The 20,793-nt window shown below is 73.9% G+C and carries 16 protein-coding genes; 10 read left to right on the top strand and 6 right to left on the bottom strand.

Annotation, left to right across the window (positions count from 1 at the left end; translation table 11 throughout):
- Positions 1–92: 92 nt before the first annotated feature.
- Both OIE12_RS08635 and OIE12_RS08630 read right to left on the bottom strand, forming a co-directional pair.
- Positions 93–1,613, bottom strand: coding sequence for a phytoene desaturase family protein (locus OIE12_RS08635; RefSeq protein ID WP_329133407.1), 1,521 nt, complete (start codon positions 1,611–1,613; stop codon positions 93–95).
- A gap of 381 nt (positions 1,614–1,994) precedes the next feature.
- Positions 1,995–2,627 carry a TetR/AcrR family transcriptional regulator gene (locus tag OIE12_RS08630; RefSeq protein ID WP_329133405.1) on the bottom strand — a complete coding sequence of 211 codons (633 nt, stop codon included), beginning with the start codon at positions 2,625–2,627 and terminating at the stop codon, positions 1,995–1,997.
- Between the two features lie 160 nt (positions 2,628–2,787).
- Here OIE12_RS08630 and OIE12_RS08625 point away from each other — a divergent pair, with 160 nt between their 5' ends.
- The 3 genes from OIE12_RS08625 (at position 2,788) to OIE12_RS08615 (ending at position 4,992) form a co-directional block, all read left to right on the top strand.
- Positions 2,788–3,354 (top strand): SAV_6107 family HEPN domain-containing protein, encoded by a 567-nt coding sequence (locus OIE12_RS08625; protein ID WP_329133403.1) that lies wholly within the window; start codon positions 2,788–2,790, stop codon positions 3,352–3,354.
- 208 nt (positions 3,355–3,562) lie between these two features.
- Positions 3,563–4,333, top strand: a complete 771-nt coding sequence (locus OIE12_RS08620; RefSeq protein WP_329133401.1) for a methyltransferase — start codon at positions 3,563–3,565, stop codon at positions 4,331–4,333.
- A 275-nt stretch (positions 4,334–4,608) separates the two neighbouring features.
- Positions 4,609–4,992 (top strand): DUF3040 domain-containing protein, encoded by a 384-nt coding sequence (locus OIE12_RS08615; RefSeq protein ID WP_329133399.1) that lies wholly within the window; start codon positions 4,609–4,611, stop codon positions 4,990–4,992.
- A 185-nt stretch (positions 4,993–5,177) separates the two neighbouring features.
- Here the strand turns inward: OIE12_RS08615 and OIE12_RS08610 are convergent, their stop codons facing one another.
- The 4 genes from OIE12_RS08610 to OIE12_RS08595 form a co-directional block, all read right to left on the bottom strand.
- The gene (locus OIE12_RS08610) at positions 5,178–7,574 is read right to left on the bottom strand and encodes a transglutaminase TgpA family protein (protein WP_329133397.1); all 2,397 of its coding nucleotides are present in this window, start codon (positions 7,572–7,574) and stop codon (positions 5,178–5,180) included.
- Positions 7,575–7,707: 133 nt separating this feature from the next.
- Positions 7,708–9,078, bottom strand: coding sequence for a DUF58 domain-containing protein (locus OIE12_RS08605; RefSeq protein ID WP_329133395.1), 1,371 nt, complete (start codon positions 9,076–9,078; stop codon positions 7,708–7,710).
- Positions 9,078–10,118, bottom strand: a complete 1,041-nt coding sequence (locus OIE12_RS08600) for an AAA family ATPase (protein WP_329133393.1) — start codon at positions 10,116–10,118, stop codon at positions 9,078–9,080. Before OIE12_RS08600 ends, OIE12_RS08605 begins: the two co-directional genes overlap by 1 nt.
- Before the next feature lie 194 nt (positions 10,119–10,312).
- The gene (locus OIE12_RS08595) at positions 10,313–10,855 is read right to left on the bottom strand and encodes a beta-class carbonic anhydrase (RefSeq protein WP_329133391.1); all 543 of its coding nucleotides are present in this window, start codon (positions 10,853–10,855) and stop codon (positions 10,313–10,315) included.
- 541 nt (positions 10,856–11,396) lie between these two features.
- On the opposite strand from OIE12_RS08595, the gene rsmH reads away from it, so the two are divergent.
- From rsmH to murD, 7 genes are all read left to right on the top strand, one after another.
- The gene (gene rsmH / locus OIE12_RS08590) at positions 11,397–12,329 is read left to right on the top strand and encodes a 16S rRNA (cytosine(1402)-N(4))-methyltransferase RsmH (RefSeq protein ID WP_329141788.1); all 933 of its coding nucleotides are present in this window, start codon (positions 11,397–11,399) and stop codon (positions 12,327–12,329) included.
- A 45-nt stretch (positions 12,330–12,374) separates the two neighbouring features.
- A complete protein-coding gene (locus OIE12_RS08585) occupies positions 12,375–12,947 on the top strand; it encodes an FtsB family cell division protein (RefSeq protein WP_329133389.1) in 573 nt (190 codons plus the stop codon).
- A 5-nt stretch (positions 12,948–12,952) separates the two neighbouring features.
- Complete coding sequence (locus OIE12_RS08580; RefSeq protein ID WP_329133387.1) at positions 12,953–14,926, top strand: peptidoglycan D,D-transpeptidase FtsI family protein; 1,974 nt, start codon at positions 12,953–12,955, stop codon at positions 14,924–14,926.
- A 323-nt stretch (positions 14,927–15,249) separates the two neighbouring features.
- Positions 15,250–16,770, top strand: a complete 1,521-nt coding sequence (locus OIE12_RS08575; protein ID WP_329133385.1) for a UDP-N-acetylmuramoyl-L-alanyl-D-glutamate--2,6-diaminopimelate ligase — start codon at positions 15,250–15,252, stop codon at positions 16,768–16,770.
- Between the two features lie 4 nt (positions 16,771–16,774).
- The gene (locus tag OIE12_RS08570) at positions 16,775–18,190 is read left to right on the top strand and encodes a UDP-N-acetylmuramoyl-tripeptide--D-alanyl-D-alanine ligase (RefSeq protein ID WP_329133383.1); all 1,416 of its coding nucleotides are present in this window, start codon (positions 16,775–16,777) and stop codon (positions 18,188–18,190) included.
- A complete protein-coding gene (mraY, locus tag OIE12_RS08565; RefSeq protein WP_329141786.1) occupies positions 18,190–19,281 on the top strand; it encodes a phospho-N-acetylmuramoyl-pentapeptide-transferase in 1,092 nt (363 codons plus the stop codon). The genes OIE12_RS08570 and mraY overlap by 1 nt, the downstream gene beginning before the upstream one ends.
- Positions 19,263–20,738, top strand: coding sequence for a UDP-N-acetylmuramoyl-L-alanine--D-glutamate ligase (gene murD, locus OIE12_RS08560; protein ID WP_329133381.1), 1,476 nt, complete (start codon positions 19,263–19,265; stop codon positions 20,736–20,738). Before mraY ends, murD begins: the two co-directional genes overlap by 19 nt.
- The last annotated feature ends 55 nt before the right edge of the window (positions 20,739–20,793 follow it).

The following is a 20,793-nucleotide window of genomic DNA, read 5'->3' as shown; positions in this document are numbered from 1 at the left end:
CTGCGCGACAGGCCACGACGCACCCGCACCCGCCGACGAACCCCACCCACCCGAGTTCTCTCGCGCCCCCGACACCCCCCGCCCGGGAAGGGCTACTGGGAGCCCCGGAACCCGGGCCCCTCCACCACCAGCCCGGCAACCAGCGCCCCGGACATCCCCGCATGCGCCAACCCCCCACCCGGCTGAGCCCACCCCCCGACCGCGAACACCCCCGCCACCCCCGTCGCATTGGACGGCCGCAAAAAGCGGCCGCCCCCCGCCGCGAACGCAGGCCACGGCACCGCCCCCGAAGCCACCCCCGTCTCCACCGCCGTCTCCCCCGGCGACCGCACCTCCCGCCACAACTCCCGCCCCCGCAGCCCCGGCACGGCACCTCCCGCCGCCTCCACCACCCGCTCCGCGAACCGCTCCCGAACGCCCGCGGACGCCCAGTCGCCCCCCACCGGCACGGCCGCCGACACCACCACCGCCTCGTGCTCACCGTCCGGCCGCAACGCCGCGTCGTCCGGCCGCAGCACACTCACCGTCGGCCGCACGGCCGCCGCCGGAAGGCGCCCGGCGAGGAAGTCCAGCTCGGCGACACGGTCGGGGGAGTGCACGACCGTGCGATGCGCCACCGCCTCCTCCCGCGCCCCTCGCAGCGCGAGGAGCACCGTGAACCGCCCGGCTCCCAACGCCCCGACGGTTTCCGCGTCGGCCCCCACCTCGCCCTCCGGCCACGGCGGACGCCCCACGAGCCCGGCCAGCCGCCCCGGATCGACCCCGGCCACCACATGCTCCGCCCCGGCCACCGTGCCGTCACCGAGCTCCACGCCCACCGCCCGGCCGTCCTTCTCCACCACCCCGGCGACCTCCGCGCCGAAGGCGAACTCCACCCGGCGGGCCAGACACCGCTCGTACACCGCGCGGGCCAGCTCCCGCAGCCCCCCGCGCACGTACCACAGCCCGAACGCGTGCTCCATGTACGGCAGTACCGCCGCGCTCGCCGGCGTCGTACGCGGATCGAGCCCCCAGGCCAGGGCGTGGCTCTCCAGCAGCGCGGCCAGCCGGGGATCGGCCAGTTCCAGCTCGCCGACCTCGGCCAGCGTCGCGGCCGTACGGGTGCGCAGCAGCCGGCGGCGCGGCACCGCCGGGTACGGCTCCCGCTCGCCGAGCACCCGCCAGTCCGCCCACAGTGGCTCCTCCAGCAGCGGCCGCCGCGTACGGTCCCACGCCTCCCGGGCGCGGACCAGGAAGTCGCCCCACCGCGTTCCCGCCCCGGCGCCGAGCGCCGCGTCCAGCGCCGCGACGACGCCCGCCCGCGAGGCGTTGGGCAGCGAGACCTCCGTGCCGTCCGCGAAGACGTGCCGGGCGGCCGGGTCCACCTGCACCAGCTCGACGCACTCCTCCAGCGGCTCCTTGCCCGTCTTGACGAACAGATCCCGCCAGACCGCCGGCAGCGGCAGCAGACCCGGCCCGGTGTCGAAGGAGAACCCCTCGCGCGTGAAGCGGCGCACCCCGCCGCCGTACGTGTCCGTACGCTCGTACACCGTCACCCGGTGGCCCGCGACGGCCAGCCGGGCGGCGGCCGCCATCGCGCCCATCCCGGCGCCGATCACCGCAATCCGTGCCATGTCAGGGACTGTATCGGCCACCACCGACAATCCGTCCTGGGGGCCACCGGCCCTGGGGACGGGTGCGGGGCACTGAGTACGCGTACCCAGGCACGGAGATGAGTAGCCGCACGGATGGGCTCCGACGTGCGCGGACGGGAAAGTGGAGGCACGGAAGGGGGCGCGGCTCCGGCACCGCCGACACGGGGCGGCGGAACGGAGCCCGGCCCCGGCCGCTCCTTCCGCCGATCCGTCGGCGGGAGCGAGGCACGGGGGATCCCGGGGCTCGGGGGAGTACGGGGATCACGGGGAACACGGGGGGTGCGTCAAGCGCCGGTCCGGACCGGCCCGCGGGGGACGCGGCCGGCCCGGACCGGCGCCTTTCCGTGCCCCACGCGTGCGTCAGCCGCGTCCGCCCACCCGGCCCTGCAACAGCCGCGACAGCGCCGCGTGGACGTCGTCCAGGGAGCGCTCCGGCTGGAAGGACTGCCAGTCGAGCGCCGCCACCAGCACCATGCCGACCAGGGCCGCCGCCGTCAGCGACACATCGATCTCGCCGCTCAGCTCCCCCCGCGCCACCCCCGCCCGCAGCACGTCCTCGATGACCGCGACGACCTGCTGCCGCACCACCGTCAGGGTCGGCTGCCAGGCCCGGTTGGTGCGCCACAGCTCGGCCACGTACAGCTGGGTGAAGGCCGGGTAGCGGGCGATGAACTCCAGCCCCGCGCGGACCATCGCGTCCAGGGCGTCCACCGTGCGGCCGCCCTCGCGGCCGGTGCGCTCGGCCGCCTCCCGCAGCGAGGCGGTCAGCAGCCCCACGCCGTGCCGCAACAGCTCCTCGAAGAGCACCGACTTGCTCGCGAAGTTGTAGTACACCGTGCCCTTGGCGACCCCGGCACGCTCGGCGATCTCGTCCACCGTGGTGGCGGAGAACCCCTGCTCCGCGATGAGGGTGACGGCCGCCTCGTAGAGCTTCTGCCGGGTGGCCTCACGGCGGCTCGTGACGCCCCGCGTGACGCTGCTGGTTTCGACCATGCCCCTGATTCTCACAGCAACCTTGCGAAACCCCCGCCCGGACCTCTGCCCGAACGTGTGAGCGAGACAAAAGCGCAGGTCGGAACGGATTGTCAGTGCCATACCTCACTATGGGCGCATACGGCCACAGTGCCGTCGAGAAGACGACAGGAGGTTCGTCATGGCCCACCACGAGGCGGGCGCCGCCCGGCGGCGCCGCACGGCCGGCCCTGCCCCCTCACCGACCGGACCGGCGAGCGACGTGCACCCCGTGCTCCGCCGGACCACCGCCCCGCCCGCCGCGCTCGACCTGCTCGCCCAGGCCCGCGCCGGTCTCGACGAGGCGACCGTGCTGGAGACGTCCAACGAGCGGTACGCCGCGGCCCATCTGGCCGCCCTGCGCACCGCCGCCGCGGTGCTCGCCGCCCGCGGCCGCCCGGAGCCGACGCCCCGGCGCCGCGCCCGGATCCGCAGCGCCTGGGAGGTGCTGCCCGAGATAGCGCCCGAACTCGACGAGTGGAGCGCCCTGTTCGCCTCCGGCGCGGAGCGGCGCGCCCGTGCGGAGGCCGGCATCCGGGGCGCCGCGAGCAACCGCGACGCGGACGACCTGATACGCGACGTGGCGATGTTCGTCCGGCTGGTGGAACGCATGCTGGTGCTGCAGCCGGTACTGCCCGCACCCCGCGGCGACGCGGGCCGGACGGACCGCGGAGGCCCCGGCGACCGGGAGGTGCCCCACGCGGGGTGAGGGAGGCGGTGCCCCGGGCGGGGTGAGCGGGCCGGTGCCCACCGGGCGGACGGGACGCTTCGGACGCCGCCGGAGGCAATAGGGTGGAAGGCGCCTGAGGCCTTCCACCCTGGTGACAGCCGGTGAGTTCCGGTGACGCGGGGAGCGGAGGGCAGCCCAACCCGCTCCGCCGTACCCCCGGCGGTGCCGCGCCGAGGAGTCAACTGCCGTGTCGGACCCGATGCGCCCCCGCGCCTCCCTCCGTACCGCCGTGGTCTGGGAGGTCCTCAAGGACGCCCTCGACCGCCGGGTGAAGGCCACGGGCCGGGACGTGCTCGACGTGCTCGACACCGGGGGCGGCAGCGGCAACTTCGCCGTGCCCGCGGCCCGGCTCGGCCACCGCGTCACCGTCGTCGACCCCAGCCCGAACGCGCTGTTCGCCCTGGAGCGGCGGGCCGCCGAGGCCGGCGTCGCCGACCGGGTGCGGGGCGTGCAGGGCGACGCCCACGGGCTGTTCGACGTGGTCGAACGCGGCGGTCACGACGTCGTGCTGTGCCACGGGGTCCTGGAGTACGTGGACGATCCCGCCGAGGGCGTCCGCAACGCGGTGGCCGCGCTGCGCCCCGACGGGGTGCTCAGCCTGCTCGCCGCCGGTCTCGGCGGTGCGGTGCTCGCGCGCGCCCTCGCCGGGCACTTCAAGGAGGCCCGGCAGGCCCTCGACGACCCGAACGGCCGCTGGGGCGAGGCCGACCCCGTGCCGCACCGCTTCACCGCCGACCAGCTCACCGCGCTGGTCGAGGGCGCGGGGCTGCGCGTGGCCGCCGTGCACGGCGTGCGCGTCTTCGCCGACCTCGTGCCCGGGGTACTGGTCGACACCGAGCCCGGAGCGCTGGAGGCGCTGCTGAAGCTGGAGGCCGCGGCGGCCGAGCACGCCGCCTTCCACTCCGTGGCGACGCAGCTCCACGTTCTCGGTGAGACGCGGGGGGCGGGCGGGGCCTGAGCCGCCTCCCGTGACGCGCCGCTGATCAGGGACGCGGCGGCGGATGGAGTACGCCACAGGCCCCCCGAACGGGTGCCCGGCGCCGTATGATCGGGGGAGACCGCCCGGCATGACGGAGCGGCCGCTGGGGAATGGAAGCCTCAGTGAGCCGGACGGCCATGGCGGATTCCGGTTGGTCGATTGGCGCAGAGGGGCGGGTTTCACGGGGGCGATTCCCTGCCTATCCTGAAGGGGACCCCCGGTCGCCCCGGCGACTGCACGATGAGGAGGACTCCGTGCCGCTCTCGGAGCACGAGCAGCGCATGCTCGAGCAGATGGAGCGAGCGCTGTACGCCGAAGATCCCAAGTTCGCGACAGCGCTTGAGGGAAGCGCGCTGCGTACGTACACCCGGCGACGGGTCTACCAGGCGGTGGCGGGCTTCCTCGTAGGTATCGCGCTCCTCATGGCCGGAATGGTCGCACAGCAGATCTGGGTCAGTGTGGTCGGGTTCCTGGTCATGCTGGGGTGTGCGGTGCTCGCCGTGACGGGCTGGCGAAAGGCCCCCAAGCCGGGCGAACAGCCGGCGTCCCCGCCGGGCCGCCAGAACCGGCAGCGACGCTCCATGATGGACCGCATCGAACAACGCTGGCAGCGCCGCCGCGACGAACAGGGCCAGTAGGCCCCACAGACACCGATTGCGCAGTTCCCCGCGCCCCCTTTTTTCAGGGGCGCGGGGCTGTGTTGATTTGCGGCTCCGCCGCGTGGGCGCAATCTTTTGCGGGGGTCCTGGGGCGGAGCCCCCGGGGATGGGAAGGGTAGGGGCGGCGGGGGCGAGAACCCTTCCGGGCCCGCCCCCACCCCGCCTCACCCCTGAGCCCGGCCCTGTGCCCGCCGGGGCAGGGACGGAACGCGGGCGCGCAGCGCAGCCCGCAGGGCCGCCCACCGCTCCGCCACCGCCCACACCACCCGCCAGGCCGACCGCGGCGCAAGCCCCGCCCGCACCCGAGCCATCCGCCCCACAGCCCCCCGCAACGCCCCCACGACAACCCGCGCATCCTGCGCGACCCCACCCGCGGCCCGCGGCCGAGGCGCGTACAGAACCTCCTCCACCGCCGAGGCCAGCCGGTGCATCGCCCCCGCCGCCGCCCCCTCGAGGCCCCCCAGCCGTACGATCCGCTCCGCCGCCTTCCGCGGAGTCAGCGAGTCGTCCGGCACGATCCCGAGGTCCCACGCGGAGTCCACGACCTCCCGCCACACGGCCAGGACATGCCCGGCCGCCTCCCGCTCACCCCGCCCGTGCCCCCCGAGCCGCACCGCCCGCTGGCGCAGCCGCCACAGCATCGGCAGCAGCGGCACGACCAGCACGAGCAGCGCCAGCGCGGCGAGGCCGAGGAGCTGCCACCACGGCGGTCCGTCGTCGTGGGCGGCGGTGCCGGCCAGGGCCGACTCGGTCGGGCAGGCCTGCAGCCGCTTCTGCTGGGCCGAGCAGCTCTCGTCCGCCGACGGCTCGGCCGACGTGGCCTCCGACGAGGACGCCGACGGCTGCGGCACCTCGGGGTTCTCACCCGTCGGCGTCCGCGTCTGCGTGTACTCCGGCGTCGAGCCCCGGTTCGGGGTCGGCTCGAAGCGGGTCCAGCCCACGCCCTCGAAGTACAGCTCCGGCCACGCGTGCGCGTCCCGCAGCCCCACCGACATCGACCCGTCGGCCTGCGGCGTCCCCGGTGTGAAGCCGACCGCGACCCGGGCCGGTATGCCCAGCGTCCGCGCCATCGACGCCATCGCGAACGAGAAGTGGACGCAGAAGCCGCGCTTGTCCTTGAGGAAGCGGGCGATCGCCCCGGAGCCGCTGCCGACCTCCACCTGGGTGTCGTAGGTGAAGCCCCCATTGACCGCGAACCAGTCCTGCAGCTTCACCGCCTGCTCGTAGTGGTTGTCCGCGCCCTTGGTCACCTCGCGGGCCTTCTCCGCCACCACGTCCGGCAGCGAGCCGGGAACCGCGGTGAACTCGCGCCGCAGATCCGCCGGCGGCTCGGGCGCCGCGGCCAGCTGCTGCGCGGTCGGCTGCACGATCAGGCTGCGCACCGTGTACCGCGCGCCCATGGTGGTCTGCCCGTGGTCGCCGACGAGCGTGCGGCCCACCGGCTCGAACCGCCACTTGCCGTCGACGTCGACCCCGCTGGCCGGGTACGGCATCGGCAGCCAGTCCTGGGCGTAGTCGTTGGCGGCGGCTATCCGGGTACGGATCTCGCTGCGCCGGACGTCCTGCTTGAGTCCGAGGGGGTTCGGGAACGTGCTGGGCACGTCCTCGATGTGCCGCTGGGCCGGCTTCCAGGTGGTGCCGTCGAAATCGTCGAGGGCCACGATCCGCAGGTACATGTCCTGCGTGTCCTCGGTGTCGGTGCGGTAGGACAGCACCTGGCGGTCGTCGTCCGTGTTCAGGCTGTCCCGCAGCGACACCAGCGGGTTGACCGCCGAGATCGTGCCGCCGCCGCCCGTTCCGGAGCCGACCCCGGCGCCGGCGGCGTCCAGCAGCCCGCCGTCGAGCGCGGGCAGCGCGAGCGGGACGACCAGGGCCACGCCGAGCGCGAGCACCCCGATCCGCCGCCCGGTGCGTACGGGGGCCACCGTGCCGCCGGCGGAAGCGCCGCCGCCCGGGGTGCGGGCGCCGCCACCGAAGACGCGCCCCCACTGCGAGAGCCGGTCGCGGCCCTCGGCGAGCAGCAGCATCAGATAGCCGGCCGACGCCAGCACGAACCACAGCCAGGCGGCACCGCCGTCGGCCAGCCCCGCGGCCACCGAGTACAGCGCGAGCAGCGGCAGCCCGGCCGGGGCCGCGCTGCGGAAGGTGACCGCGAGGGTGTCCACCGCGAGGCCGATCAGCACCACGCCGCCGACCAGCATCAGCCGGATGCCGGGGGTGAGCGGCGCGGGGATGGCGTACTGGGCGACCTGGTCGGAGCCGGTGTCCAGCAGCTCGCCGAAGTACCGGAAGGCCTCGGGCCCCGGCACGAACCCGGCGACGGCGTACTCCCGGGCGAAGATCAGCGTGAGCAGCAGCAGGGAGACCAGGAGCTGACAGGCCAGGGTCAGCGACCTGGCCAGCGGCACCCGCCGGGTCAGCGCGCCCACCCCGGTCTGCACGACCACCAGGAACACCGCCTGGAAGAACCATGTCGCCGGCGACACCAGCGGCAGCAGCGCACACGCCGCCATCAGCGTCGCCGCCGCCGCGCACAACGCCAGCCGTGCCCGCCCGCTCATACCCGCTCCTCCAGAACCCCGCCGCACATCCCCGTCCTCCCGAACGGACCACCATCTCCGGCCGGGCCGCCGTTCGTGCCCGCCCCCGCGGCCGAACCGCCACAGACACCCGCCCCTGCGGACGGGCCGCCGCTCACGGTCGGCCTCCCGGGTGGCCGGCGGTCAGTGTGCCCGGGCCCGTGCGTTGGCGGTCGGCCTCGCGCCACATCGTGTCCAGGGCGGCGCCGCGCGGTACCGGTACCGCCGTCCAGCCCGCCTCGCGCAGCAGCCGCAGTGCGCGGGTGCCGTCCGCCCGGCCGGCGGCGGGTACGTCGGTCTCCTCCCGGAGCCAGCCGGCCGGGTCCAGGACGAAGGCGAGCGCGCCGCCGCGCCGGCTCATCCGCGCGGCCATCGCCGCCTGCTCCTCGTCGAGGTCCCCGAAGAACGCCACCAGCAGCCCCTCGTTCCCGCCCCGCAGCACGTCGTACGCGCCCGACAGCCCCGTGGCGTCGGAGTGGTCGATCACCGCGAGGGTGTCCATCATCAGCCCGGCCGCGTCCGCGGACTCCTGGCTCGCGCCCGCGAACCCGTCGGAGCCCTCGCCCGGCACCGAGCTGCCGGTGTCGGTCAGCAGCCGCACCGAGTAGCCCCGCTCCAGCATGTGCACCAGCACGGACGCCGCGCCCGCCACCGCCCACTCGAAGGCCGAGTCGGGCCCGGCGCCGTCGTAGGCGCCGCCCCGGGTGTCCAGCAGTACCGTGCAGCGGGCGCGCTGCGGCTGCTCCTCGCGGCGGACCATCAGCTCGCCGTACTTGGCCGTCGAACGCCAGTGCACCCGGCGCAGGTCGTCGCCGTGCCGGTAGCCGCGCGGGATGACATCGTCGTCACCGGCCAGGGCCAGCGAGCGCTGCCGCCCGTCGCCGTACCCGGTGGCCTCGCCGGCCAGCCGCACCGGCGGCAGCGGCTCGACGCGCGGGACGACGGTCAGGGTGTCGTACGTCGAGAAGGACCGGGTCAGCTCGCACATGCCGAACGGATCGGTGAGCCGCAGTTGCAGCGGGCCCAGCGGATAGCGGCCGCGCAGATCGGAGCGGACCCGGTAGGACACCTCGCGCCGCCCGCCCGCCTCCACCCGGTCCAGGACGAACCGGGGCCGGGGCCCGAGCACGTAGGGCACCCGGTCCTGGAGCATCAGCATCCCCGTGGGCAGCCGCGAGACGTTGTCCATCCGCAGATGCACCCGGGCCTCGCTGCCGGCGGGCACGCGCGCGGGGGAGAGCCGGCGGCTGCCCGCGACCCGGTAGCGGGTGCGGTACAGCACGGTGGCGCAGATCAGCGGCAGCACGGCGAGCAGCAGCCCGACCCGGAGCAGATCGCCCTGGCCGAGGACGTAGGCGCAGATCGCGGCCGCGACCCCGGCGGCCAGGAACGACCGCCCGCGGGTGGTGAGCCCGGCGAGCGCCGTGCACAGCCCGCCCCGTTCCTGCTCCTCCGCGGCCGCGGACCCCGGCGCCCCCCGCGGCATCACAGCCTCCGCGGCGGCTGCTGGCCGTACGCGGGCGCCCCGCGGCCCATCGCGAGCCCGGGGCCCTGCGGGGGCGCCGCGGCGGGCACGGGCGTCGTCTGCAGGATCTCCTCGACCACCTGCTCCGAGGTGCGGCGGTTGAGCTGGGCCTGGGCGGTGGGCAGCAGCCGGTGGGCGAGGACCGCCACGGCGAGCGCCTGGATGTCGTCGGGGAGCGCGTACTCCCGGCCGTTCAGGGCCGCGGACGCCTTCGCCGCGCGCAGCAGGTGCAGCGTGGCGCGCGGCGAGGCGCCGAGTCTGAGCTCGGGGTGGGTGCGGGTGGCGGCGACCAGCTCCACCGCGTACCGCCGCACCGGCTCGGCCACGTGGACGCCCCGCACGGCCTCGATCAGCTTGCCGATCTCGTGCGCGTGCGCCACCGGCTGGAGGTCCTCCAGCGGGGAGATCCCGCCGTGCACGTCCAGCATCTGCAACTCGGCCTCGATGCTCGGGTAGCCCACCGAGACCCGGGCCATGAACCGGTCGCGCTGCGCCTCCGGGAGCGGGTAGGTGCCCTCCATCTCGACCGGGTTCTGCGTCGCCACCACCATGAAGGGATGGGGGAGTTCGTAGGTGTGGCCGTCGATGGTGACCTGGCGCTCCTCCATCGACTCGAGCAGCGCCGACTGGGTCTTCGGCGAGGCGCGGTTGATCTCGTCGCCGATCACGATCTGCGCGAAGACCGCGCCCGGCTTGAACTCGAAGTCCCGGCGCTGCTGGTCCCAGATGGACACGCCCGTGATGTCCGACGGCAGCAGGTCGGGCGTGAACTGGATGCGCCGCACCGAACAGTCGATGGACCGTGCCAGCGCCTTGGCGAGCATCGTCTTGCCCACGCCGGGCACGTCCTCGATGAGCAGATGCCCCTCGGCGAGCAACACGGTCAGCGAAAGCCGTACGACCTCGGGCTTGCCCTCGATCACCCCTTCCACCGCGCTGCGGACGCGCTCCACGGTGGCGGTCAGATCTGTGAGGCTCGCTCGATCGTCATAGGTCGTCACCCGGCCCTCCTCGGCCCGTACTTTCCTCGGGCCGACGCGTCGTGACGCGGACCGGCCCACCCCGATGCAGGACGCCGCGCGGTGAAGGACCGCGAGGCGTCACACCCGCATTCTTGTTGCCGTTACCGGTTCGTGTCACTCGCCTGTGGACAACTGACAGCGTTTTGTCATGCTTACGCGGCTTTGCGCCCCACTCAGGCCGGGGTGATCTCGCGCAGCCTGCCGGTCTTCACGTCGAAGACGAAGCCGCGCACGTCGTCGGTGTGGAGCAGGAACGGCGAGGTGCGCACCCGCTGGATCGACTGCCGCACGTCCTGGTCGACGTCGCGGAACGCCTCGACGGCCCAGGACGGGCGCTGGCCGACCTCCATCTCCAGCTCGTGCCGGAAGTCCTCGGTGACCGACTCCATGCCGCAGCCGCTGTGGTGGATGAGGACCACGCTGCGCGTGCCGAGCGCGCGCTGGCTGATGGTCAGCGAGCGGATCACGTCGTCCGTGACCACACCGCCGGCGTTGCGGATGGTGTGACAGTCGCCGAGCCGCAGACCGAGCGCCTTGTGCAGGTCGAGGCGGGCGTCCATGCACGCCACCACGGCCACCTGCCGCACCGGCCGGGCGTCCATCCCGGGGTCGGTGAAGGCCTCGGCGTACCGCTCGTTGGCCTCGACGAGGCTGTCGATGACGGGGCCGTCGGCGGCGGCCCGGGGGGCGGCGGAAGAGGATGCGGATGTCGTCATACTCATGACGTTACTGGTCGGGGGCGGTCGCGTCCTGCTGTGCGAAACGGACAAAGAGCGCCATCGCGACGTGTTGTGAGCTACCCCACACGAACGGTGAACCCCCGCCGTACGGGTGATTACGGGCCTGACGGAGGTCCGCCCGCGGTACCGGCGCGACGCGCAGGCCGGTTGATTGACGGCAAGACACCGTGGACTAAAGTGGCGCGAAGCGGCAGGCGAGACGTCTCCCCTGCTCCTCAGCTCAGCATTCACCACGGGAAGTTCCGGCCCGGTGCCGGGGCCTCCCCGCGTGCGCGGCGCGTACGTACGGCCCGGCCCCTCCCGCCCCGGTCGGCCGACGCTTCCGGCGCCGGCCGGTCCCTTACCTCCCCGGCGCGCGGAACGGGGACCCGGCGGTGCGCGCGCGGCGCGCCCGACTTGGAAGGGCCCGGGATTGGAAGCGCGCGAGGCGCAGGAGCCGCAGGACCGGCAGGCACCGGCCGCACACGGGCAGCGCGGTGACGGCGAGCACCGTCCGGCCCCCGGCAGACACGTCCCGGTGATGCTGCACCGCTGCCTGGACCTGCTGGCCCCGGCGCTGGAGCGGCCCGGCGCCGTCGTCGTCGACTGCACCCTCGGCCTCGGCGGCCACAGCGAGGCCCTGCTCGCCCGCTTCCCCGAGGCCCGCCTCGTCGCACTGGACCGCGACAAGGAGGCGCTGCGGCTGTCCGGCGAACGCCTCGCCCCGTACGGCGACCGCGCCACCCTGGTGCACGCGGTCTACGACGAACTCCCCGCCGTCCTCGCCCGGCTGGGCCTGGCCCGGGTGCAGGGCGTGCTGTTCGACCTCGGCGTCTCCTCCATGCAACTCGACGAGGCGGACCGCGGGTTCGCCTACGCCCAGGACGCCCCGCTCGACATGCGCATGGACCAGTCGGCCGGAATGAGCGCCGCCGAGGTGCTCAACACCTACCCGCCGGGCGAACTGGTGCGCATCCTGCGGGCGTACGGCGAGGAGAAGCAGGCCAAGCGGATCGTGTCCGCCGTCGTGCGCGAGCGCGACAAGGAGCCGTTCACCCACAGCGCCCGCCTGGTGCAGGTGATCCGGGACGCGCTGCCGCAGGCCGCCAAGCGCACCGGCGGCAACCCCGCCAAACGCACCTTCCAGGCGCTGCGCATCGAGGTCAACGGCGAACTCGCCGTCCTCGAACGGGCGGTCCCGGCCGCGGTCGAGGCGCTCGGCGTCGGCGGCCGGATCGCCGTGCTGTCGTACCACTCGCTGGAGGACCGGCTCGTCAAACAGGTGTTCGCGGCCGGTGCCGCCACCACCGCGCCGCCCGGCCTGCCCGTCGTCCCCGAGCGCTACCAGCCCCGGCTCAAGCTCCTGACCCGCGGTGCCGAACTTCCCACCGAGGAGGAGATCGCCGAGAACCGCCGGGCCGCTCCGGCCCGGCTGCGCGGGGCCGAGCGCATCCGGGAGGACGCCGAGTGAGGCACCGTGGGCGGCGCACCGGACCGGCCCGGACCGGGAGGGCACGTGAGTAGGAAACCGCAGCTCAAGGGGCGGGCCGCGCGGCTCGCCCGGCTGTTCCCGGCGGCGCGGGGGCGGGCCGCCCGCACCCCGTTCGTGCTGCTGGTCGTGCTGCTGCTCGGCGGCGGCCTGATCGGCCTGCTGATGCTGAACTCCGCCCTCAGCGCCGGGTCGTTCCGGCTCGACGACCTCCAGCAGCGGACCAAGGACCTCACCGACGAGGAACAGGCGCTCCAGCGCGACGTGGACGCCTACTCGGCCCCCGACGCCCTCCAGCGCCGCGCCCGCGAACTCGGCATGGTCCCCGGCGGCACCCCCGCCTTCCTCGGCCCCGACGGCACGGTCAAGGGCGAACCCTCCCCGGCCGCGTCCGACGAGACCCTCGAACAGTCCGCCCTCGAGAGCACGGGCGGCACCGTCGAGGAAAGCCCCGGCGCGAGCGTGGCCGCGAGCGCCGGCACGGCCGCCGCCCAGCCCCTGAGCGCCCCCGGCACCCCGCCGCAGGACACCGCCCCCGCGCCCGGTGCCACCTCCGGCCCCACCGCCCCCGCAATGCCCGCGACGACCCCCGGCAGGTGACGGAAGTGGTTGACGACCCCGGCAGGCAGCCGCCGCGCCGCCGTGTGCCGGGCCCCGCCCGGTCCGCCCGGCCGGCCCGCCCCGAGCGCTCCGGCGGCCCCCGGCGGCCGGGGCCCGGCGCCCGCCCCCTGCGCCGCCCGGCCCCCTCCCGCGCCATGCCGCGCACCATCCGGCTGGCCGGGCCCCGCCCCCGGCTGCGCATGGTCGGCGTCGCGCTCGCCCTGGTGCTCTCCGTCTTCGTCGTACGGCTGCTCCAGGTGCAGGCCGTCGACTCCGCCACGTACACCGCCAAGGCGGACGTGAACCGGTACGTCGCCCACGTCCTTGCCGCCGAGCGCGGCGGGATCACCGACCGCAACGGCGTCACGCTCGCCACCAGCGTGGACGCGAGCGACATCACCGCCGACCCGATGATGTTCACCAAGGAGCAGCTGGGGATCGACGACGGTCCCGAGCAGGCCGCCGCCCTGCTCGCCCCGATCCTGAACCAGGACGAGGCGACCCTCGCCAAGAAGCTGCACCGCAACACCCGGTACGTGCTGCTCGCCCGCCGGCAGACCCCCGAGGTCTGGAAGCAGATCCAGGACGTACGGGCCACCCTCGCGGAGAAGGCGCAGACCGACAGCGGTGTCGTCGACGTCCTGGCCGGTGTCCTGCACGACCCCAGCAGCAAGCGGGTGTACCCCAACGGCGATCTGGCCGCCGGGATACTGGGCTGGGTCAACGCCGCCGGGGAGGGCGGCGGCGGCATCGAACAGATGCTGGACAAGCAGCTCTCCGGCACGGACGGCAAGATCCGCTACACCCAGTCCGGCGGCCGTCTGGTGCCCACCGCGAGCTCCACCGAGACCCCGGCCGTCCCCGGCAGCGACGTCGAACTCACCATCGACCGCGACATCCAGTTCGCCGCGCAGAACGCCATCAGCGAGCAGGTGAAGAAGTCCAAGGCCGACCGCGGCTACGTGATCGTCCAGGACACCCGCACCGGACAGATCCTCGCCATGGCCAACGCCCCCGGCTTCGACCCCGGCGACCTCGCCCACGCCGACCCCTCGGCACTGGGCAACGCGGCCGTCCAGGACGCCTACGAGCCCGGCTCCACCGCCAAGGTGATGTCGATGGCGGCGGTCCTGGAGGAGAACGTGGCCACCCCCGCCACCCATGTCGTCGTGCCCAACCGGCTGCACCGCGGCGACCGGCTGTTCTCGGACGACATCGACCACGAGACCTGGCACCTGACGCTCAACGGCGTGCTCGCCAAGTCCAGCAACATCGGCACCATCCTGGCCACCGGCGAACTCGGCAAGACGCAGAAGGAGGCCAACGAGGTCCTCTACTCCTATCTGCGCAAGTTCGGCATGGGCAAGGCCACCGGGCTCGACCTCCCCGGCGAGACCAAGGGCATCCTCGCGCCCGCCGGAAAGTGGTCCACCTCGCAGCAGTACACGATCCCTTTCGGCCAGGGATTCTCCCTCAACGCCGTACAGGCGGCCTCCATCTACTCCACCATCGCCAACGGCGGCGTCCGTGTCGAACCCACCCTCGTACGCGGCACGAAGGGCGCCGACGGGCAGTTCACACCGGCCGCCAAGCCGGAGCACAGCCGGGTGGTGAGCGCCAAGACGGCCAAGACCCTCGCCAAGATGCTGGAGTCGGTGGTCGACGACGAACAGGGCACGGGACTCAAGGCCCGCATTCCGGGGTACCGGGTGGCGGGGAAGACGGGCACGGCCAACCGCGTGGATCCGGCCACCGGCAGATACCACGGCTACACCTCGTCCTTCGCCGGATTCGCCCCCGCGGACAAGCCCCGGATCACCGTCTACTGCGCGATCCAGAACGCCACTTCGGGCAGCTACTTCGGCGGCCAGATCTGCGGGCCGATCTACAAACAGGTGATGGAGTTCGCCCTGAAGACCCTCCAGGTCCCGCCCACCGGCGCGGCCCCCGCCGACCTGCCCGTCGAATACAAGCCATGACCCGCACCCCGTAAGGGTCCTGCCCCGCGCTCCGTGCGGCGCACGACCCGCGAGCCCCGAGGCCCCCGGCCGCGACCGCGCGACGGCCGCGCCGGGAGCCGCGCAGACCGCCGTACGCGCGCTCCCCGCCGTACGCCCCCGCAAGACCGATGCCGTACACCCCCGCAAGACCGATCAGGAACGTGCCCGTGACGACGATCACTCCCGGTTCCGGGAACCAAGGACCGCCCAGCCCTCCGCTTCGCCCCGCGCCCGGGGCGCCCGGTACGCTCACCGCCGTGCCACACGCCGATCAGTCCCAAACCACCCAGAAGGGCGCATCCGTGACCTATCCCGGGCCGCCCCGACCGGAGCGCCTTGCCGCCACACCCCTCGCGGAACTGGCCGGTCAGCTGGGTGCCGCCGCCCCCGGGGCCGCCGCCGACGTCACGGGCATCACCCACGACTCGCGCGCCGTCCGCCCCGGTGACCTGTACGCCGCCCTGCCCGGCGCCCGCCTGCACGGCGCCGACTTCGTCACCCAGGCGGCCGGCCTGGGCGCCGCCGCCGTGCTGACCGACCCGAGCGGCGCCGACCGCGCCGCCGCCACCGGGCTGCCGGTCCTCGTCGTGGAGGACCCGCGCGCGCGGATGGGCGAGCTGGCCGCCACGATCTACGGCCGGCCCGGCCGCGACCTGCTCCAGATCGGCATCACCGGCACCTCCGGCAAGACCACCACCGCCTACCTCGTCGAGGGCGGGCTGCGCACCGCGAAGTCCACCGGGCTGATCGGCACGGTCGAGATGCGCATCGGCGACGAGCGCATCAAGTCCGAGCGCACCACCCCCGAAGCCACCGACCTCCAGGCCCTGTTCGCGGTCATGCGGGAGCGCGGCGTCGAGGCGGTCGCCATGGAGGTCTCCAGCCACGCCCTGGTGCTGGGCCGGGTCGACGGCTGCGTCTTCGACATCGCCGTCTTCACCAACCTCAGCCCGGAGCACATGGAGTTCCACTCCGGGATGGAGGACTACTTCCAGGCCAAGGCGCAGCTGTTCACCCCGGCCCGCAGCCGGCTCGGCGTGGTCAACACCGACGACGAGTACGGCCGCCGGCTGGCGAAGCAGGCCACGGTGCCGGTCGTGACGTACTCCGCCGAGGGCCACCCGGACGCCGACTGGCGGGCCGAGGACGTCCAGGTCGGCCCGCTGGACTCGACGTTCACCGTGCACGGCCCGGACGGCGCCCTGGTGACCGCCCGTTCGCCGCTGGCCGGCCCGTTCAACGTGGCCAACACCCTGGCCGCGATCGTCGCGCTGGCCGCCGCCGGGCTCGACCCGCAGACGGCCGCCGACGGCATCGCCGCCGTGCCCGGCGTCCCCGGTCGGCTGGAGCGCGTCGACGCCGGACAGCCCTACCTCGCGGTCGTCGACTACGCGCACAAGACGGACGCCGTCGAATCGGTCCTCAAGGCGCTGCGCAAGGTCACCAAGGGCCGGCTGCACATCGTCCTCGGCTGCGGCGGCGACCGGGACACGACCAAACGCGGCCCGATGGGCGCGGCCGCGGCGCGGCTCGCCGACACCGCCGTCCTCACCTCCGACAACCCCCGCTCCGAGGACCCCCTCGCCATCCTCGCCGCCATGCTCCAGGGCGCCGCCTCGGTGCCCGCGCACGAGCGGGGCGAGGTGCAGGTCTTCGAGGACCGGGCCGCCGCGATCGCCGCCGCCGTCGCCCGGTCCCGGCCCGGCGACACCGTGCTGGTGGCCGGCAAGGGCCACGAGCAGGGCCAGGACATCGCCGGGGTGGTACGTCCCTTCGACGACCGCCAGGTGCTCCGCGAAGCTATCCAGCAGACCCAGGGATGAACTTGTGATCGCCCTCTCCCTCGCCGAGATCGCAGCAGTCGTCGGCGGGCAGACGCACGACATACCGGATCCGTCGGTCATGGTCACCGGACCCGTCGTCCGGGACTCCCGCGAGGCGGTGCCCGGCAGCCTGTTCGCCGCCTTCGTCGGCGAGCGCGTGGACGGCCACGACTACGCGCGGGCCGTCGTCGAGGCCGGTGCGGCGGCCGTACTGGGCTCCCGGCCCGTCGGCGTGCCCGCCATCGTCGTGGACGACGTGCCGCGGGCGCTGGGCGCCCTCGCCCAGCACGTCGTCCAGCGGCTCGGCGCCACCCTCGTCGCCCTCACCGGCTCGGCCGGAAAGACCAGCACCAAGGACCTCATCGCCCAGGTGCTGCGCACCAAGGCGCCCACGGTGTTCACGCCCGGCTCGCTCAACAACGAGATCGGACTGCCGCTGACCGCGCTCAGCGCCACCGCCGAGACCCGGTTCCTCGTCCTGGAGATGGGCGCCCGCGGCATCGGCCACATCCGCTACCTCACCGAGCTGACCCCGCCCCGGATCGGCCTCGTCCTGAACGTCGGCTCCGCCCACATCGGCGAGTTCGGCGGGCGCGAGCAGATCGCACAGGCGAAGGGCGAACTCGTCGAGAGCCTCCCGCCGGCCGAGGAGGGCGGCGTCGCCGTCCTCAACGCCGACGACCCCTACGTGAAGGCCATGGCCGCCCGCACCACGGCACGCGTACTGCTGTTCGGGGAGAGCGACGAAGCGGACGTACGCGCCGAGAACGTGACGCTCACGGCCACCGGACAGCCCTCGTTCAGCCTTCACACACCCTCCGGGTGCAGCGATGTGACGATGCGCCTGTACGGTGAGCACCACGTGTCGAACGCGCTCGCCGCGGCCGCCGTCGCCCATGAGCTGGGCATGTCCGCGAAAGAGATCGCCACCGCGCTCTCGGAGGCGGGCTCCCTCTCCCGCTGGCGCATGGAGGTCACCGAGCGCCCTGACGGCGTGACCATCGTCAACGACGCCTACAACGCGAACCCCGAGTCCATGAAGGCCGCGCTGCGCGCGCTGGCGGCCATGGGACGGGGGCGGCGGACCTGGGCGGTGCTCGGCAGGATGGCCGAGCTCGGGGACGAGGCGCTCGCCGAGCACGACGCGGTCGGGCGGCTGGCCGTCCGGCTCAACGTCAGCAAGCTCGTCGCGGTCGGGGGCAGGGAAGCGTCCTGGCTGCAACTGGGCGCATATAACGAGGGTTCGTGGGGTGAGGAGTCGGTGCACGTGTCCGACGCACAGGCGGCGGTCGACCTGTTGCGCAGCGAGTTGCGCCCGGGAGACGTCGTACTCGTGAAGGCGTCCCGGTCGGTCGGGCTCGAGAGCGTGGCCCAGGCGCTGCTCGAGAACGGTGCCGAGGGTGAGGTTGCCGCCCGATGATGAAGCAGATCCTGTTCGCGGGAGTCATTGGTCTGTTCCTGACCCTGGTCGGCACCCCGCTGCTGATCAAGCTGCTGGCCCGCAAGGGCTACGGCCAGTACATCCGCGACGACGGCCCGCGCGAGCACGCCAGCAAGCGCGGTACGCCGACGATGGGCGGCATCGCGTTCATCCTCGCCACGATCGTCGCGTACTTCCTGGCCAAGGTGATCACGGTCTACCTGGACGAGGACGCCGACGCCTCGCCGTCCTTCTCGGGCCTGCTGGTGCTGGGTCTGATGGCGGGGATGGGCCTGGTCGGGTTCCTGGACGACTACATCAAGATCGTCAAGCGGCGCTCGCTGGGCCTGCGGGCCAAGGCCAAGATGGCCGGACAGCTCATCGTCGGCATCGCCTTCGCGGTGCTCGCCCTGCAGTTCCCCAACCTGCAGGGGCAGACGCCGGCCTCCACCAAGATCTCCTTCGTGCAGGACTTCGGCTGGAGCATCGGCCCCGTCCTGTTCGTCGTCTGGGCCCTGTTCATGATCCTGGCGATGTCGAACGGCGTGAACCTGACGGACGGTCTGGACGGCCTGGCCACCGGCGCCTCGGTCATGGTCTTCGGCGCCTACACCTTCGTCGGCGTCTGGCAGTACCAGGAGTCGTGCGCCAACGCCGCGACCCTGATGAACCCCCAGGCCTGCTACGAGGTGCGCGACCCGCTCGACCTCGCCGTCATCGCCTCCGCGCTGATGGGCGCCTGCCTCGGCTTCCTGTGGTGGAACACCTCGCCCGCCAAGATCTTCATGGGGGACACCGGTTCGCTGGCGCTCGGCGGCGCGCTCGCCGGCCTCGCGATCTGCTCCCGCACCGAGCTGCTGATCGCCCTGCTCGGCGGCCTGTTCGTGCTCATCACCATGTCGGTCGTCATCCAGGTCGGCTCCTTCCGCACCACCGGCCGACGGGTCTTCCGGATGGCGCCACTGCAGCACCACTTCGAACTCAAGGGGTGGTCCGAAGTCCTTGTCGTGGTCCGGTTCTGGATCATCCAGGGCATCTGCGTGGTCGTCGGACTCGGCCTCTTCTACGCGGGATGGGCGGCCGCCAAGTGACCTCCGGCGGGATCCAGGGGGCCGCCGCGGCCCACGAGTTCGCAGGGCTGCGCGTCACCGTCGCCGGCCTCGGTGTGAGTGGCGTCAGCGCCGCCCGCGCCCTGGCCGGCCTCGGCGCCGGGGTCACCGTCGTGGACGGCGGCGACTCGGCGGCACAGCGCGAGAAGGCCGAGGCCCTCGCGGCGGACGGCATCACCGTCCGCCTCGGCGACGCCGAGACCCTGCCCGAGGGCACCGGACTCGTCGTCACCTCGCCCGGCTGGAAGCCCTCCTCGCCGCTGTTCGCGGCGGCCGCCGCGGCCGGGATCGACGTCGTCGGCGACGTCGAGATCGCCTGGCGGCTGCGCGGCCCCGGCGCCGCCCCCTGGCTCGCCGTCACCGGCACCAACGGCAAGACCACCACCACGCAGATGCTCGCCTCGATCCTGCGGGCCGCGGGGCTGCGCACCGCCGCCGTCGGCAACATCGGCACCCCGATCGTCGACGTCGTCCTGGCCGGCACGGACGAGACCGGCGAGCCGTACGACGTGCTCGCCGTGGAACTCTCCAGCTACCAGCTGCACTGGGCCCCCTCGCTGCGCATGCACAGCGCCGCCGTCCTCAACCTCGCCCCCGACCACCTCGACTGGCACGGCTCCATGGAGGCCTACGCCGCCGACAAGGGGCGCATTTACGAAGGCAACCAGGTGGCGTGCGTCTACAACGTCGCCGACAAGGCCACCGAGGACCTGGTGCGCGAGGCCGACGTCGAGGAGGGCTGCCGCGCCGTCGGCTTCACCCTCTCCGCCCCGGGCCCCTCCCAACTCGGCGTCGTGGACGGCCTCCTGGTCGACCGCGCCTTCGTCGAGAACCGGCAGAGCAACGCGCAGGAGCTCGCCGAGGTCTCCGACGTGCGCCCCCCGGCCCCGCACAACATCGCCAACGCCCTTGCCGCGGCGGCCCTCGCGCGCGCCTACGGGGTGCCCGCGAAGGCCGTACGGGACGGGCTGCGCGCGTTCACCCCGGACGCGCACCGCATCGCGCACGTCGCCGACGTGGACGGAGTCGCCTACGTGGACGACTCCAAGGCCACCAACACCCATGCGGCACAGGCCTCGTTGGCGGCCTACGAGTCGATCGTGTGGATCGCGGGCGGGCTCGCCAAGGGCGCGACCTTCGACGAGCTGGTCGCGGGCGCGGCCGGCCGGCTGCGCGGCGCCGTGCTGATCGGCGCCGACCGCGCGCTGATCCGCGAGGCGCTGGCGCGACACGCCCCCGAAGTACCCGTGGTCGACCTCGACCGGACAGACACTGGGGCGATGCGCGCGGCGGTCCTTCGGGCGCGCGAGCTCGCGCGGCCGGGCGACACGGTACTGCTGGCGCCGGCCTGCGCGTCCATGGACATGTTCACCAACTACAACAAGCGCGGGGACGCGTTCGCGGAGGCCGTCCGCGAACTCGGTTCCGCGGACGGCTGATCCGGGCCTGCCGTTGCCGGCGGTGCCGGGATGGGAGGACGCGTGGATGCGATGT

Source organism: Streptomyces sp. NBC_00670 (assembly GCF_036226765.1).
Taxonomy (GTDB): Bacteria; Actinomycetota; Actinomycetes; order Streptomycetales; family Streptomycetaceae; genus Streptomyces.
The sequence above is the reverse complement of the archived record's forward strand: the minus strand, read 5'-3'. Positions and strand labels throughout refer to the sequence as shown.